The sequence below is a fragment of the Rubritalea sp. genome, from assembly GCF_039830215.1.
Classification (GTDB): domain Bacteria; phylum Verrucomicrobiota; class Verrucomicrobiia; order Verrucomicrobiales; family Akkermansiaceae; genus Rubritalea.
In genome coordinates this window covers 10,234-25,193 of the sequence record NZ_JBDOPO010000371.1, presented here as the reverse complement: position 1 = coordinate 25,193, position 14,960 = coordinate 10,234, and the positions used below count along the sequence as shown (strand labels likewise).

Sequence of the window (14,960 nt, the reverse complement as noted above, 5' to 3'; positions counted from 1 at the left end):
AAATGGAGCCCGAGTATTCGCTGGAGCTGCAATGCCTATAGCGCAATAGATTCCGTGTGTGTAGAGTTTGGTAGTTTAGAGGTGTGTACTGCGCCTTATCAGACTGTCAGGATTTTTTGTTGGGGGGAGGCAATTTAAAAACCACCACTAGTTAGGTTATCCGTTGTGGCTCGAAGGTTAGTTAGACCACTATACTAGAGTTGCGCCTTGAGGAATGCGTATTCTTTACGTAAAGTGCTTAGTTCTTCTTCTACTTTAGCCATTTTCTTGTGGATGTCGCCGAGGCGCTTAAGGACTTTTGATATATCTCCAGTCTTGGTTTTGCGGCTTGGTGATGGGGAGCCCGCCTCTTTGAGCCAGTTGCCGATGGTGAGCTGAGATACCTTGTATTTGCGAGAGGCAGCTGCGGCTCCACCACGGCCTCTTTCTGCATTATGCTTATCTACAAAAGTGAGGATTTCAGCTTTCTCGGTGTTTGAGTAACGTTTGCCGCGGCTTCGTGCTTTAGGCTGAACTGTTATAGAATTATCGGCCGGAGTTTTAGCTTGGACAGTTTTAGCGGCTGCTACTTTAGTTGTCTTTTTTGGCATAGTGCTATAACTTATTAGATAGATGCCACCTTTATGCAAGGTTTATTTATGAGCCTATGGTGCAATCGAATCAAAATAGTGTATTGCGATGTCGGCGGGTATCGGGAAAATAAAAAATACCGCCATGCCGTCCATAGAACTAAAGCCACTGATCCGAAAGCTCAGTAGGTGGGAACGTCCATCGGATCTTTGTCTTCCTAAAAAGGCGTGACATCAACCCTCCGGGGCAGCTCCCGTAATTTATATATCGGCCTGGACTCGTTCTATATAGGGACGAACATGGCAGCAGGGCAAATATAGATAAAAATGGGCTTTGATCAACAGGAATCGCTAACAATTAGAGAGCAAATTAACGGCAGAGTCTATGGCTAGTGAGCTAGGTCCCAGCGCTTCGAAGTTTTTGGAGGGCTAGCTCAGTTGTAGCTCCTTGATCCTTTGCTAGCTGAGAGTTAAGCATGCTTGTGCGAGTACGACGCGCTAGGATGTCATCGGCATTTCTAGCGAACCTTTCATGAAAGCAGGATTCGATGGTTGTTTGAGGGATGTCGTAGCCGGGGGCAGTGTTTATAGAGACCAGAGGAGGTTGTGCTCCATGATCGGTGAGTTTGAGGTCTTGAGTTTTGCAGATGCGGAGTGGGAGTCCATGTTTAAGAATGGCTGTATCGATGGTGTCTTCAGCCATCTTTCTGCAGGTGGTCCATTTTCCTCCAAGAATAGAGATGAGGCCATTGCTGGAGATGTCGATGATATGCTTGCGTGAGAGAGATGCGGTAGAAGATTTGCCTGAGCGGCTGACAAGTGGTCTGAGACCAGCCCAACTGCTAGTGATCGACTGCGGGTCAAGATTGAAAGTTGATTGAGCCTCTTGGATGAGAAAGAATAGTTCTTGCTCAGTGGGTGTTGGGTGCAGTTCCGGGGTATTTGATGGCTCATCGGTGGTACCTATGATGGTGTGGCCTTTCCATGGAACAGCGAAAAGTACTCTGCCGTCGGTTGTTTTCGGAATGATAAGCGCGTTATTTGAGCCAAGAGGTTCACTTTGGACCACTATGTGTGAGCCTCTTGAGGTATGAATAGACCAATTGATATTACTGTCGTTTTCTTGACGAAACACATCTGAGAATATGCCGGTGGCATTGATGACCACCTTTGCCTCCATAGTCCATGATTTATTCGTCTCTCTATCTCTAGCTATGATACCAGTGATTTTCCCGTGCCCTATATTGAGTCTTTCAACAGAGGCATAGTTGATGGCTATGTTGTTAGAATTATTGATGCATTGGGCAAATGCTATAGCGAGTGCAGCATCGTCGAACTGGGCATCGGTGTAGGCAATTCCACCGGTAGGCTTTGACTTCTTGTAGTTTGGTAGCTGAGTTAATAGTTCATGCTGTGATAGAAGTTCGGCTGGTCTGATGTTGGATTTTCCCGCAAGCGAGTCGTAGAGCCACATGCCAAACCTATAATAGTAGCGGGAGAGTGGAAGGTGAGTGGGTAGAATGAAGCGCATTGGTTGGCTAAACTCAGGAGCATTTTTTAAGAGTAGTGTTCGCTCGTGTAAGGCTTCACGAACTAGGCCTAGCTCACCATTTTGCAAGTACCTTACTCCCCCGTGAAGGAGTTTAGTGGAACGACTAGAAGTGGCGGTAGCGAAATCAGCCTGCTCAAGTAGGGCTACCTTATAGCCGCGCGATGCGGCGTCCCATGCTGTGGCTAGCCCAGTGGCTCCACCTCCTACGACTATGATGTCCCACGGTCCGTCATTCTGAGCTTGATCGATGAGTTTTGAACGTGGGTCAGATGGCATGTGAGTTTAAACTATGGGTTGCTTTACTAGACTACTCTATGAAAGAGTAAGATGTGAATGAGAAACTCCCATTTCTGGTGATTGGTCACCGTGGCTGTGTTGCTGGCGAACCTGAAAATACGCTCAGAGGGATACTGAAGGCTTTAGAGCTTGGCTGTAAAATGGTGGAAGTGGATGTCTATTTTGTTGATGGAGAATTAGTCGTTCATCATGATGAGAAGGTGGATAGGACCAGTAATGGTAAGGGGAGATTGGATAGTCACACCTTTCAGCGTTTGAGGGAGTTAGATTTTGGAATGGGTGAGAGAATTCCCACGCTAGGAGAGGTGTTGGAGCTTTGTTTGGGGAAGGCTGAGGTAAATATAGAACTGAAAGGGCCGCGAACTGCTGCGCCAGTTGTTTCTTTATTATTGCAACGTCAAAAGAGGGACGAGGTGATCCTTTCAAGCTTTGAGTGGTCGCAACTTCGGGAAGTGCGTGAGCTTGGGGATTGGACTGTGGCTGTATTGGTCAGGCACGCGTGGCAATTCGCTGAAGCGCTAGAACTGGTCGAGAAATTAAGCGCTCAGTGGGTGAATCTAAGTTTAGGTATCCTAACTCCAGCGAGTGTTCTAATGGCTCATGGGCGAGGAGTGCGGGTGGCTTGTTATACGGTGAAGAGTCTAGATGATTTGAAGAAGGTTATAGCCTCGGGCGCGGATGCGTGCTTTGCAGATGACCCAGAGATGGTACTACGTTTCTTATGCGATACGTAAATGTTCTGCTCACCGCGTTGCTGGTGCTTTGTATTAGTTGCACGACTCAACTGAATGTGGTGACCATTCCTCAGAATGAACCCGTGATTAAGGGTATAGAAAAAATGCCGCGCGGTGGTGGGTATTCGACTCGACCGGAGGCTCACAATGCTATGGGTAAATCCATTAGGCCTAGTCGAAGGGGTGGTCTAGATCTAAGGCCTAGAATGGCGAGGCCGAGTTATTGCTCGGGGGCTACCTACCACGTGCTGTTGGGGATGGCGCAGGAAGCGATAGTAGCTGGTGCGTTAGAATTAAATCCTAGCGAAATACAACGCTTATTGATGCTTGGGCAAGGCGATGGTGTTGGTGTTTGGGGGCGTTGGAATGCTAATGGGCCAGGGGCAGCGAAGCTAGCAAAAGACTTGGGGATGGGAATCAACTTTGAATCCTACGCGAGAGCTCATCCAGGGGATTTTATGAAGATATTCTGGACCGACAAGATCGGTAAATATGAGCATGGCCACCTCGTTGTTTACCTAGGCACCTATCAACTTCATGGTGAGGAATATGTGAAGTTTTGGTCTAGCAATCAACCCGGAGGCTACGGGGTGAAGTCGGTGCCTAAAAAATCAATCAAGTGGGCTATTTTTACGAGGGTGACTAATATCCAAAAAATTAAAAATGTGGACAGTCTACCTCGTGAAGACGAGTTCTTGAAAAAGATGCTCACACGTAGTTACTCGCGTGCAGCAGTGCGTAGTCGTTGCGCAATTGAGTAGTCACTTATTAGTCCGCTAGCTTTAGAATGAGCATACGAAGCTGGTCAGCTGCTTTGAGGGTGGCCTTACTTAGCTCTGGACTAATCCGTCCAGTGGGTTGCTTCCTAAGCACTGGGTGGGTGATTTCTAGGAAATTCGAGTTACTCATTGAGGCCAAGTGAGCTGGCCTGGATGCTAGGGTTTTCCAGTCGTTAGGGTCTGAGATGTCGACACTGTCCTGTTCTTTAAGCACGATGACTTTGTGGAGCTTTTGTTTCTCAGAGCTGAGCGTGTTCCTACGTAACGACTGTGCGTGTTTACTAGCGCTTTGGGTTTCCGGGCTGAGGATAAAGCGCAGGGTGTATGTTGGATTTGCTTCAGCTAAAGAACGAATAAGTGAAGGGGTGAGACCCAGCTTAGCGGTATCTGCTTGGCCTTTTTCACCGATCAGTTCGATGACGACTGCGACAAACTCATTTTTCTTAGCTCCTTCGATATCAGCATAAGCTAACTGGAGTTGATTTTCACCGCTGGCGTTGGTGTTGGCCTTTGTGAACTGAATTCCGGTGCCTCCTGGACTCACAGAGCCTTGAATGAAGCGGCTCACAGAACTAGTGTTCTTTCTTCCAAGTTTTGTGGAGAGATTGCGCTCTCCAAGCAGCTGAGCCCGCTCCATTGCTATTTGAATGTCTTTGGCGTTGAGGGCTACAGCAACTTTAAATTCTAACTGGGCTTCTTTTTCTTCGTTTTGACGGAGGTGGTTGATCACACTTGTCACAGTGCCGATGACGAGACCGATAGGAAGAATCATGATGATCCACCAAAATTTGCGAGCACTTTTATTGTCGGTAGATTTAGACATAGTAAGTTGTTTGTTTGTCATTGGTCTGACAATGAGGATGCTGTCCTGCTGGAGTTGCTAACTTGCAAGTACTTTTAGAACACACTGAGCCGCGCGTTGGTGGCAGCCAGGTTCACCGAGTTTAGCGGCGGTTTCAGCGAGTTCAGCTTTCACTGTATCGGTAAACTCGGAATCGACCAAAAACTTGTCGAGAGCGTACTTAATGTGGCATGGGTCGGCATCTCCTTGGATGAATTCTTCAACGACTTGCTTGCCTGCGAGGATATTCACGAGTCCAATGTAATCGACCTTTACAAGCATCTTTCCAATAAAATAAGTCGGCCAGGCGATGCGATACATGAGGCAATAGGGGAGCCCATAATAGGCGGCTTCAAGTGTTGCAGTTCCACTTGCAATGACTCCACAGCATGCACTCTGCATGAGTGCATGGCTATCACCTGTAGTGATGACTACAAGCTCTTCCGAGAGTTCGGCTTTTTCTAGCAATGCACGCATCTGAATGGCGAGCCTCTCCGAGGCTGCTGGGGCTTGGAATTTGATGAGTGGATGTTCGCTGCTAAGTCGCCTAGCAGTTTCTAACATTACTGGGAAGAGTCGAGCAACTTCTCGTTCGCGGCTACCGGGAAAGAGCCCGATGAGTTTCGGGTCACGCTGGGTAGCTATTTTCTTTTCAATGAGTTCGTCAACGATTGGGTGACCAACGAATTCGGTAGGAAGTCCGGCTTCCTCGAAAATAGGCTTTTCGAAGGGAAAAATACAGATCATCTGGTCGAGCAGTTCCGCCATTTTGGGGATGCGGCCCTTGTTCCATGCCCAGACTTGTGGGCTGATGTAGTAGATGATCTTAGTTTTTGGTAGGGCCTCGCGGACGGCTTTAGCCATACGGAGGTTGAAACCTGGATAGTCGATGAGAACCAGCGCATCGGGCTTAGCTTTGATCACCTCTTTAAGTATGAGATCGAACTGTTCCTTGAACCAAGAGTAGTGTTTGAGGACCTCCCATATACCCATGACTGCGGCGTCTTCCACCCAATCGCGGGTGGCTCCATTACTCGCTTCACGCATCTCAGGGCCACCAGTTCCTAGCAGACTAACGCCTGGAATAGAGTCTTTGAGCACATGCATCAGCTCGGCACCATGGGTGTCGCCGCTGACTTCACCTGCGATGAGGTAGATGGAAGTGTTACTCACTGATTGATTGTATAGAGGGTGAAACGGGAGTAGAGAAGGTAGAAGTGCAAAGATGTTGTAAAAAAGGCCCACTCAGTTCGAGGGGCCTTTAAGAAATTAAGTTTGTGGCGAGCCTTACTTGTCAGTCTTGTTGGCTTTTTTTGTGATAATAGTGGCGATTGCCGAGCGATCGTACTTCACGAATGTGTTGTCGGCGATGCGTAATGAGACTGTTTTCTCACTGACAGAATTTACTGAGGCGTGCATTCCTCCGATAGTGATGACTTGGTCACCGACTTTAAGAGCCTCCTGTTTTGTTTTGAGTTCCTTTTGGCGCTTTTGTTGTGGACGGATCATGACAACCCACATGACGACAAAAAGAATGCCGAACATGATGATTGTGCCCATAGGGTCACCGCTTTGTGCTGCTAGAGATGTGAATGTGTTAGTCATAATGATTACGTTTTATTTAGGATTTCCTGTGTAACGAGCGATGAAGGCTTCCTTGAATTCAGAGAATGTTCCAGCGTCAATGGCTTCACGCGCTTGCTCCATGAGTTGTAGGTAAAAATGCAGATTGTGGTAGGAAAGCAATCTTAAAGCGAGCATTTCCTTGGCTCGCCAAAGGTGTCGGATGTAGCTGCGCGTAAAGCGTCTGACGCTTGGGTGGGTGGTTTCAGTGAGCGGGCGTTGATCAAGCTCGAATTCTTTGTTTTTGATGTGAATCGGGCCATCATGAGTGAACGCTAGTCCGTGACGAGCCACGCGGGTTGGCATGACACAGTCAAACATATCTACTCCGCGTGCTATCATTTCAAGCATTTGAGGAGGAGTCCCGAGACCCATGGCGTAACGCGGCTTGTCCTCTGGTAGGTGAGGGACTGCATTGTCGATGGCCCGGATCATTTCGTGTTCTGGTTCACCAACGGAGATGCCGCCGACGGCGTAGCCGTCAAAGCCGATCTCGATGAGTTCCTTTGCCGAGCGTTCACGGAGGTGTGCAAACGTGGAGCCTTGGACAATGCCAAAGGCGAGTTGGCGCTTTACAGCTGTTTTTTTAGCGTCATCGATCAGGCTGGGATCAAGCTGCCATGGGACGACTTTTTCGATATTCTCGTCGTGCCAAATTTTACAGCGTTTAGCCCATCGGGTGGTGAGCGCGAGTGAGTCTTCAGCGTATTTTTCATCACACGGGTATGGCGGGCACTCGTCGAAGAGCATGGCGATATCTGAGCCTAGGGTAGCTTGAATTTCCATGCTATCTTCAGGAGTCATCATCATTTTTGAGCCATCGAGGTGGTTGGCGAACTCGACTCCTTTTTCAGAAATTTTACGTAATTTAGCTAGTGACCAGACCTGGAAGCCTCCGGAGTCTGTGAGAATGGGTTTGTCCCAACTAGAGAACTGATGGAGTCCTTTTGCAGCACGAACAACTTCGAGACCTGGGCGAAGATTGAGGTGGTAGGTGTTACCTAAGATGATTTGCGATCCTAGATCGACGAGGTCATCTGGGTGTAGGGTCTTGACTGTTCCTTGAGTGCCTACAGGCATGAAAATGGGAGTCTGAATGACTCCGTGAGCAGTGGTGAGTTCACCACGGCGTGCCTTTGTTTTTTCGTCGGTCTTGAGAAGTTTGAACATTCCTTAGAAATTTGCTTAGAGACTTGTAAACACGGAATGATGCGTAGGTCAATGATAGTGGTCTATAGGTATTTGCTGTATTCAGGCCAGCTAGATAGTTGCTTGCTATATCTCTAAACGGAATAGTTTTTGGAGAGTGTATGACGAAATTTTGACGTGGAATAATAACTTTAAGGTTGCGCTATTTGAAATTCTCGCATAGTTGTAATCCGTAAAGCAACTCAAATGATGCCAAGCAACTATCCATATTCTTATTCTAGCAAGATTTCCTCAGGGGCATCTTGGTCAGGTATGATGTCTGGCGGTTTTCAGAAACATTCCTTTATTTGCCATGGGACTTCTAAACAGAAAGGAGAAACGCGAGCTGCATAAACAAGTATACTACAATAGATACGAATTCAATGTTGCTCGCTTTCCAAAACTGGAAGCGAGTTTTTTTGTGCTCGAATTCTAGTTTGGTAAGCCACTCCAATGAATTGGATGTCGAACTTCCATGAAAGACGCAAGCGGCCGATCGCGTTTTCAACTGTGAGACACTTGCTGCCCTAGACGGGACACTAAACAATAAATCGATCTGTGAAAGGTCGGTGCAATAACGGGTTTATATATCCCTGTATTAATAAAATATAATAAATAACTTTATAAATGAGGGTGATCCTCAAAACCAATTATCCAAAATGACAACTAAAAATACGACAACCGAGCCAGTGACCGCTCCTAATGAACTTGAGCTTTTGATTGAATTGACCGCCAAGGAGCAAATTGGATCAGCGATGCTGGTGCGCAATGTACTGGCTATTCTGGACGAAGAGCCTGGTTTGCTGGTGGACACGGTGCTTCAGTTGACGGATCAAAACCGCGATTTCGGAGTAGTGGCGCTAGCAGACTACCGAGCAGCTTACAGGGCTGTGGAAGAAGCTCCACGTGTGCGTGCTCGTCAGGTGTTGCTCTGCGCTCTGCAGCAAAGTGCCAACCTAGCTGGTTACGGTGAGCTAGCAGACCAAGCGGCGTAGCCTCCATTTAAAACACTCAAATTGTATTGGAATAGCCCTGTCTCGAGGGTGAAATAGAAACGAGTCACGGGGTAACCTGTGGCTCGTTTTTTTGTGGATGTTATAAACTGAGGAGAGGTCTTTATTTTTTTAGCACCGCCTTTTGGCCTGAGCTAATGATATGTTACGGAGGTTCATAGATTCTGTGACAGTGTCTGGGCCTAGGAGGAGAGTGAAGAAGATAGAGGTCGATTGCATAGTACATAGATGGCGAATCTGTCGCATTTATTTAAACCGCATCAATCCTAATTCCTGTTGTAGAGCGCGGAACCTCTGGAGGGGGGTCACGCCAGGGCATCGACCAGTTGGAGCCATTCTTGCTCTAAGCTGCAGGTGGGTATTTCTTTGCTGGCTCGGTGGTACCAATAGGATGCGTTAGAGAGGTCGCCTTCGACGCGATGTAAGTATGCGTGGATCCATGAACCGGCTGGATCGGGGACTGATTCACACATATCGTGGGCTTCTTGCCAGTTGCCAGATTGCTCTAACCAGAGGGCTTGGTGTGAGCTGTTGAGTCCATCGGGCATTGGGTTGCCAGAATGGGCGGATTTGAGGAGAGTTTGAGACGGCATGGTAGTAGTTTTTGGCGGTCCTCAGCACCTATGGCTGAGAGCCTCAAAGAGAAACGCAGAAATAGCGATTTGGCAAATAGTTTTGACGATCCTAGTTTTCTTAAATTGAGGGGTATTGAAAAATAAATTATGGTCGTGAAAAGGTAGCGTCTTTTGTATGTATTATCAGACTATGAAATAGTGGATATTATTGCCGCTGCTGTTCATTCATTCTTTTGGTCATACGGCTGATATTATCGGCTAATTGAAAGATTATAGAATCAACGATGCCGTTCAGGATCGGGCTAAGCTCTGTACGGCTATTGTGTAGTTTGGTTCTGAAATAGCGGAAACGGGGGAGATTAAGATGTCTGCTGAAGGAAAGCCGCATTTGGCTCAATTGCAGAAAATGTGTCGGAAGAACGCACGAAAAATGGGCGAGGTATGCAGTGCGAAGTAAGTCGCGCGGAGAAGGTAGTCAAAGATTGAGCAAGGAATGGGGAGTCAAAAGAAAAACTTTGTATTGGCGCTGCATCCTAAAGCCAAAAATAGACTTCAGAGAGAAGGTCAAAACCTATGCTCCATTGATGAAGGATTATGGTCTAGAGAGGTTTAATTCTCTGCTGGTGGGTGGCTAATTTGGAGATGGTCAGCCTAGCAGCTTTGTTAAATCAAGGCTGATTCGCCGCGAAAAGGTCCGAGGGGTAATTATCTGGGAAGTCGGACAAGACTCGGATGGTAGGTCGAGCCTATTTCTGGCTTTAAGCAGGGAGTTGAAGTAAGGTGGGGCTAAACTAAACTGCTAGAGCTTCAGCAATGAGGCTCATGCGTACTGGTACTCCATTGAGGGCTTGTTCAAAGTAACGCGCTTGTGGTAGTGTGTCAACGCGCTGCATGATCTCGTTGACCCGTGGTAGTGGGTGCATCAAGGTTGCGTCAGGTTTCATCTGGCTGACCATTTCAGGGGTGAAGATGAAGGCGTTTTTGACTTGGTTGAATTGGTTGATATCTTCGAAGCGCTCTTTCTGCATGCGTGTGTCGTAGATGACATCAGCAGTCTGGAGGACTTCTTTAGTCAGATCCGTGTGGATAATGTCACTTTCGTGGATGTATTCATCGGGCATTTGGATGACTGAGGGTGCAACGAAATCGAGAGTTACTCCATCGTAATTGCGCAGAATTTTGGCGAGCGAATGGACTGTCCGGCCATATTTGAGGTCGCCGACGAAGGCTACCTTTAGCTTTTCGCTACCAATCTTGTGATGCTTGACTATGGTGTAAAGGTCTAGCAGTGATTGAGTAGGGTGTTCGCCACTGCCGTCACCCCCATTGAGGATGGGGACAGGAGAGTAGTGGGCTGCTATTTTTGCCTCACCTTTGACCTTAGTGCGGATCGTGATGACATCTGAGTAGCCACCAACGATGCGGATGGTGTCTTCGATGACTTCACCTTTTGACTGAGAGGAAAACGTGACGTCGCTCTCAGAGATGACATTGCCACCGAGGCGGAGCATAGCTGTCTCAAAGGACAGACGGGTGCGGGTGGATGGCTCGTAAAAGAGTGCTCCCAAAATTTTGCCGTCACACATCTTTGAACCGCCTTGTTTGATGATGGTTTCCATTTCAGTGGAGCGCTGCATGATACGATCAAGGTCGGCGCGGGAAAATTGGTCGGCAGTGAGGACGTGGTTCATATCTCTTGGAAATATGAAGTTAGATGATTGATCTGGAAAGTGTGAAATGTCGTTTTTCGGGATCAGTTCTCTTTCGGGGCATTCTTTTAAAGTGGTTTTAAGATGAGGCAGGTAGTTTGGTCTTAGGGGGAATTTGGTATGCCATAGATCCCGCTTTAGCTATTGGAGTCTTCTTCGTTGGTTGTAGAGTCGGTGCCTTCTCTATCCAGTCACCAACCAAAGCTTCTAATTCTGGTAAGAATTCGGCACGGAGGTGTCTGTTCTTACGTTCATTTGTCTGTTTTTTGGCTAATTCGCCCACCGATGAGCAGTCAGATACTTTAATACGCTATTGGCTTCGTGTCTTGGGGTTACTTTTGTTTAGATTTTCACGGCTTAGCTGATCATAATGTGCTCAGTGACAAAGCTGTGAGCTTGAGTACAGGCTCAAGGGATGCTGGATTTACGACACTGGGGAATTCGATTGTCTATGAGTTTTTTTTGAAACTATATAGTTATCATGTGATCACGGTATAAGGTTGTTGCTTTTTGTTGCGGGTCAACTCTTCCTTAGCTATTGATTTGGGTAACACATGAGACTAGGAAGAGTAGCAATTGTTGGAGCTGGGGCTGTGGGCTCGTATTATGGAGCGCGTCTAGCGCAGGCGGGTGAGGATGTTAGCTTTTTGTTGCGTGCTGACTACCAGCAGGTCAAAGAGTGTGGGCTTGAAGTGTGTAGCGTGGCGGGAGATTTCCACCTCGACGACATCCAGTGTGCTCAGAGTTCTGAGGCAATCGGGCCGGTGGATCTGGTGATTGTAGCGTGGAAGACCACGTCGAATGTTATGGCTCAGGCAGTGATTGCTCCATTGCTTGGTCCGCAAACAGCTATTCTCACCTTACAGAACGGCTTGGGGAATTGTGAGCATCTCGCCGAGTTGTTTGGTCCTAGTAGAATTATGGCTGGCCTTTGTTTTGTGTGTATCAATCGATTGAGCCCGGGGGTGATCTCGCACACCGCATCTGGCTTGATTCGTATTGGTGAATTTGTCGGCGGCAAGAGTGCGCGGCTTGAGAAGTTGGCGGAGGTTTTTAGTGATTCAGTTGTTCCTTGTGAAGCGGTCGATTCTCTGGAGAAGGCTTTATGGATGAAATTGGTGTGGAATGTGCCTTTCAATGGTTTAGCAATTGCCGAAGGGGGAGTAGATACTGCGGTGTTGCTGCATGAACGTGGTTTAGAGTCAAAGGTGCGCGCAATTATGGCCGAGGTGATTGCTGTGGCGGCAGCCCTAGGGCATGAAATTCCTCAGGTTTTTATCGATCAACAAGTTGAGATCACCTTGCCAATGGGCTCCTACAGGCCATCCAGTATGATTGATTTTGTCGAAGGCCGATCCGTCGAATTTGAGGCCATTTGGGGAATCCCGCTTAAGGCGGCTCGGCGTCTAGCTGTGAGTGTGCCTGAAATGGAAGAACTGACAGCTAGGATAAAGGTTGCCTTAGATGGGGGGCACTGCGGATTTTAGAATCTAGTTTGATTGTGTTACGTTTTAGAGGATCAAGAGGAAGGTGTGTCGTCGAATTCCTTGAGTGTTGAGTGGCGAGCAGCTGTGTTACCATGATGGTGGTATCGATTTTTGCACGAAGTTTACTTTGCTAGAGCCTAGTTTGGTTTCAGCGCCTCAGGTGTTGCGAATAGTGAAATTTTCTTGGTTCTTATTAATGGATCAACGTGTTAGGTTGCATATTTGATTCTGGAGTGATGAAAGTATTTTCTGACTTTCGATGGTGAATTTTTTAGTCGCGTTTATCAATTTTAGCCTGTGATTTGAAGTATCCAAATTGTCAACCTTATGGTCCTCTAGATCATTCAGTCTTGGAGTCTGTATTCAAATATTTGTCTGGATTGAGATAAAGGCTATATCTCGCGACCTTTTGTAGGGGACTCTGGCGGTGATATCAGAGCTAACATTGTTGAGGCATCCATCGCGCACAATGGATGGGGAGCGAGCACGACCTTTGCTTTTGGTAATAACAGCTCTGAGTCTTTGTGTAGCTGTCTTGTTGTCCGCTTGGCTGTCTTGGCTGATATCGCTCAGTTTTACCTTATGTTGCTTAATAGCAGCTTTCCTCGAGGATCTAATAGGTTAATACTGACAAAAGTGACACCATTGGCGTGTGCTTATAGTGGGAGGAAAAAGTGTGGAGAGTGTGCTCGGGCAACTCAGTTGAAGTAATCTCGTCGGCAGAGGCTTGCTAGAGGGAGGTAGTTTAAAGTGCTGAGGTAAGCGGGCGGGTGGAGTGGTGAAGTTTCATGATATATTGAGAGAGTGGAGTTATTTTATTGCCTTCTATATGGTGCATAGCCGAACGGATGATGGTTAATCTCTGAGAAGCCCCGGTCCTCAGGTTCGTTTTAAGGTTAAAGTTCTGATGGGGAAGTGGGCTGTCATCATGAAAAACAGGGGTAGGGTGTGGCCCTCGTCAACTCCCGAACAGGTTTCAGCTAAAATTTCGATCCTGAGCTAGGTGGAATCTGAGCATAATTAATCATTAAAAATCGGCCCCCACAAGCGGGTGTCTAACTTTTCCTAACTAGTTTTTATACAAAAGTCTTCACAGAAATGTCTTTGTGCAAGTCTTGGGATGAAGGATTTAGGAAAAAACTGATCAAGTGGAGGTTTTTCGCATTGCCAAGTGGCTTTTCGTGTCGATACTCGGTCTGCCAAAATAGCACTCAAAAAAGCCTTGTGAAAAATTTCACAAGCATATATAAGCAAAGACCGTCATGGCTAACATTTTCCCACGATACTCCAATCTCATCCCAATTAAGATAGCTATCTGTGTAGTAGCGCTGGCTCTCCTTGTAGTTGTCTCATTTTCTTACTACGCGACACCAAAGAGTACGCGAGTGGGCTATATGCCGGATCAACCAATCCCATATGATCATGAGTTGCATGTTAAACAGCTAGGTCTTGATTGCCGTCTCTGTCACTCATTCGTGGAGGAGTCTGGTCACGCTAATGTCCCTACGGCTGATCGTTGTTGGACTTGTCACCAGCACGTGAAGACTGATAGTGAGAAGCTCGTCCCGCTTCGTCGCGCTATTGACAAGTCGTACGAGGGTTACACTGGTGATCCTGTCAAGTGGGTGCGTGTCCATAAATCACCTGATTACGTTTTCTTTAATCACTCGGCTCACCTAAATCGTGGGATTTCCTGCGTGAGTTGTCACGGCCAAGTTAATGAAATGCGTACAGTTTTCCAGGCGAAGGACCATTCCATGGGTTTCTGTCTAGATTGCCATCGTGCGCCTGAGAAACATCTCCGACCTCTGGAGGAAGTCTTTAATCTCGAGTATACCGCTAAGAATTACGTTGAGACTCATCCTGAGTTCGCTCAGCAACTCTTAGCTTTCAATCCTGAGTTCGATGTAGCAGCTTCTGAAAAAGATGTGCAAGAGACTGTCGGCTCCTTCATTAAGCAACATCATAGTGTTCAGCCAAAAGAAAGCTGCGCAACTTGCCACCGCTAATCCACTTTATCTAATTACCAACCTTTCTGCTGAAAATGAGCAAACGTAAATGGCAACATCCTGAAGTACCAGCTGGTGATAACACCACTAAAGCATGGCGCAGCGCTGGCCAACTCGAAGATACAGCTGGTCTCCGCCAGTGGGTAGAGCGTGAATTTCCACGTGCTGCTGAGACAATGATCGATGAAAATGATCGCGAGTCATCTCGTCGTGATTTCCTTAAGGTTATGGGTGCTTCTACAGCACTTGCCGGGTTCGGTTTAGCTGCTTGTCGCCGTCCTGAAGAGCTTATCGTTCCTTACGTGAATGCGCCTGAGTGGGTTATCCCAGGTAAGCCACTCTACTATGCGTCTTCCATGCCGCAGGCTGGTGGCGCAATTCCAGCAGTAGTAACAAACTACCAAGGTCGCCCAACTAAGCTTGAGCCAAACCGTATCCATCCTGAGAACGATGGGCACAATGCGTTCATGCAGGCGTCTGTCCTTAACTTGTATAATCCAGCACGTTCACGTGATTTTCTCAACAAGGGGGATAAGGTGTCTCGCGCTGCAGCTGTGAAGCAGCTCACTGAGCTTTCCAAGTCA

General features: G+C 47.3%; 15 protein-coding genes and 1 other RNA gene. 6 read left to right on the top strand and 10 right to left on the bottom strand.

Annotation, left to right across the window (positions count from 1 at the left end):
- Positions 1-194: 194 nt before the first annotated feature.
- From ABGY95_RS12790 to ABGY95_RS12780, 3 genes are all read right to left on the bottom strand, one after another.
- Positions 195-590, bottom strand: coding sequence for a hypothetical protein (locus ABGY95_RS12790; RefSeq protein ID WP_347442074.1), 396 nt, complete (start codon positions 588-590; stop codon positions 195-197).
- Between the two features lie 112 nt (positions 591-702).
- Positions 703-882, bottom strand: a non-coding RNA gene (gene ssrS, locus ABGY95_RS12785) — 6S RNA.
- Between the two features lie 84 nt (positions 883-966).
- Entirely contained in the window at positions 967-2,397 is a 1,431-nt protein-coding gene (locus ABGY95_RS12780) for a glycerol-3-phosphate dehydrogenase/oxidase (RefSeq protein WP_347442073.1), read from the bottom strand.
- A gap of 53 nt (positions 2,398-2,450) precedes the next feature.
- Here ABGY95_RS12780 and ABGY95_RS12775 point away from each other — a divergent pair, with 53 nt between their 5' ends.
- On the top strand, positions 2,451-3,152 hold the full coding sequence (locus ABGY95_RS12775; RefSeq protein WP_347442072.1) for a glycerophosphodiester phosphodiesterase family protein: 702 nt from the start codon (positions 2,451-2,453) through the stop codon (positions 3,150-3,152).
- Positions 3,140-3,913 carry a hypothetical protein gene (locus ABGY95_RS12770; protein WP_347442071.1) on the top strand — a complete coding sequence of 258 codons (774 nt, stop codon included), beginning with the start codon at positions 3,140-3,142 and terminating at the stop codon, positions 3,911-3,913. The genes ABGY95_RS12775 and ABGY95_RS12770 overlap by 13 nt, the downstream gene beginning before the upstream one ends.
- A gap of 7 nt (positions 3,914-3,920) precedes the next feature.
- Here ABGY95_RS12770 and ABGY95_RS12765 read toward each other — a convergent pair whose 3' ends face one another.
- The 4 genes from ABGY95_RS12765 to tgt all read right to left on the bottom strand — a co-directional run bounded on the left by ABGY95_RS12765 (position 3,921) and on the right by tgt (position 7,565).
- Positions 3,921-4,754: a hypothetical protein gene (locus ABGY95_RS12765; RefSeq protein WP_347442070.1), complete on the bottom strand. Its 834-nt coding sequence runs from the start codon at positions 4,752-4,754 to the stop codon at positions 3,921-3,923.
- Between the two features lie 57 nt (positions 4,755-4,811).
- On the bottom strand, positions 4,812-5,945 hold the full coding sequence (lpxB, locus tag ABGY95_RS12760; protein WP_347442069.1) for a lipid-A-disaccharide synthase: 1,134 nt from the start codon (positions 5,943-5,945) through the stop codon (positions 4,812-4,814).
- 114 nt (positions 5,946-6,059) lie between these two features.
- Positions 6,060-6,377, bottom strand: coding sequence for a preprotein translocase subunit YajC (gene yajC, locus ABGY95_RS12755; RefSeq protein ID WP_347442068.1), 318 nt, complete (start codon positions 6,375-6,377; stop codon positions 6,060-6,062).
- 12 nt (positions 6,378-6,389) lie between these two features.
- Positions 6,390-7,565 (bottom strand): tRNA guanosine(34) transglycosylase Tgt, encoded by a 1,176-nt coding sequence (gene tgt, locus ABGY95_RS12750; protein WP_347442067.1) that lies wholly within the window; start codon positions 7,563-7,565, stop codon positions 6,390-6,392.
- Between the two features lie 677 nt (positions 7,566-8,242).
- Here tgt and ABGY95_RS12745 point away from each other — a divergent pair.
- On the top strand, positions 8,243-8,578 hold the full coding sequence (locus ABGY95_RS12745) for a hypothetical protein (RefSeq protein WP_347442066.1): 336 nt from the start codon (positions 8,243-8,245) through the stop codon (positions 8,576-8,578).
- Between the two features lie 323 nt (positions 8,579-8,901).
- On the opposite strand, the gene ABGY95_RS12740 is transcribed toward ABGY95_RS12745, so the two are convergent.
- The 3 genes from ABGY95_RS12740 to ABGY95_RS12730 form a co-directional block, all read right to left on the bottom strand.
- On the bottom strand, positions 8,902-9,189 hold the full coding sequence (locus ABGY95_RS12740; RefSeq protein ID WP_347442065.1) for a hypothetical protein: 288 nt from the start codon (positions 9,187-9,189) through the stop codon (positions 8,902-8,904).
- A 773-nt stretch (positions 9,190-9,962) separates the two neighbouring features.
- On the bottom strand, positions 9,963-10,862 hold the full coding sequence (gene pyrB, locus ABGY95_RS12735; RefSeq protein ID WP_347442064.1) for an aspartate carbamoyltransferase: 900 nt from the start codon (positions 10,860-10,862) through the stop codon (positions 9,963-9,965).
- A 97-nt stretch (positions 10,863-10,959) separates the two neighbouring features.
- Entirely contained in the window at positions 10,960-11,163 is a 204-nt protein-coding gene (locus ABGY95_RS12730) for a hypothetical protein (protein ID WP_347442063.1), read from the bottom strand.
- A gap of 271 nt (positions 11,164-11,434) precedes the next feature.
- On the opposite strand from ABGY95_RS12730, the gene ABGY95_RS12725 reads away from it, so the two are divergent.
- The 3 genes from ABGY95_RS12725 to ABGY95_RS12715 all read left to right on the top strand — a co-directional run.
- Complete coding sequence (locus tag ABGY95_RS12725) at positions 11,435-12,367, top strand: 2-dehydropantoate 2-reductase (RefSeq protein WP_347442062.1); 933 nt, start codon at positions 11,435-11,437, stop codon at positions 12,365-12,367.
- A 1,262-nt stretch (positions 12,368-13,629) separates the two neighbouring features.
- On the top strand, positions 13,630-14,376 hold the full coding sequence (locus ABGY95_RS12720) for a cytochrome c3 family protein (RefSeq protein WP_347442061.1): 747 nt from the start codon (positions 13,630-13,632) through the stop codon (positions 14,374-14,376).
- Positions 14,377-14,411: 35 nt separating this feature from the next.
- Positions 14,412-14,960: TAT-variant-translocated molybdopterin oxidoreductase (locus ABGY95_RS12715; protein ID WP_347442060.1), on the top strand; the 549-nt coding region annotated here is incomplete at its 3' end.

What these genes read in the sequence shown, in the direction of transcription:
- ABGY95_RS12725 (WP_347442062.1), top strand. Translation starts at nt 11,435, where the DNA reads ATGAGACTAGGAAGAGTAGCAATTGTTGGAGCTGGGGCTGTGGGCTCG.
- tgt (WP_347442067.1), bottom strand. Translation starts at nt 7,565, where the DNA reads ATGTTCAAACTTCTCAAGACCGACGAAAAAACAAAGGCACGCCGTGGT.
- pyrB (WP_347442064.1), bottom strand. Translation starts at nt 10,862, where the DNA reads ATGAACCACGTCCTCACTGCCGACCAATTTTCCCGCGCCGACCTTGAT.
- yajC (WP_347442068.1), bottom strand. Translation starts at nt 6,377, where the DNA reads ATGACTAACACATTCACATCTCTAGCAGCACAAAGCGGTGACCCTATG.
- ABGY95_RS12790 (WP_347442074.1), bottom strand. Translation starts at nt 590, where the DNA reads ATGCCAAAAAAGACAACTAAAGTAGCAGCCGCTAAAACTGTCCAAGCT.
- ABGY95_RS12720 (WP_347442061.1), top strand. Translation starts at nt 13,630, where the DNA reads ATGGCTAACATTTTCCCACGATACTCCAATCTCATCCCAATTAAGATA.
- ABGY95_RS12770 (WP_347442071.1), top strand. Translation starts at nt 3,140, where the DNA reads ATGCGATACGTAAATGTTCTGCTCACCGCGTTGCTGGTGCTTTGTATT.
- ABGY95_RS12740 (WP_347442065.1), bottom strand. Translation starts at nt 9,189, where the DNA reads ATGCCGTCTCAAACTCTCCTCAAATCCGCCCATTCTGGCAACCCAATG.
- ABGY95_RS12765 (WP_347442070.1), bottom strand. Translation starts at nt 4,754, where the DNA reads ATGTCTAAATCTACCGACAATAAAAGTGCTCGCAAATTTTGGTGGATC.
- ABGY95_RS12745 (WP_347442066.1), top strand. Translation starts at nt 8,243, where the DNA reads ATGACAACTAAAAATACGACAACCGAGCCAGTGACCGCTCCTAATGAA.
- ABGY95_RS12780 (WP_347442073.1), bottom strand. Translation starts at nt 2,397, where the DNA reads ATGCCATCTGACCCACGTTCAAAACTCATCGATCAAGCTCAGAATGAC.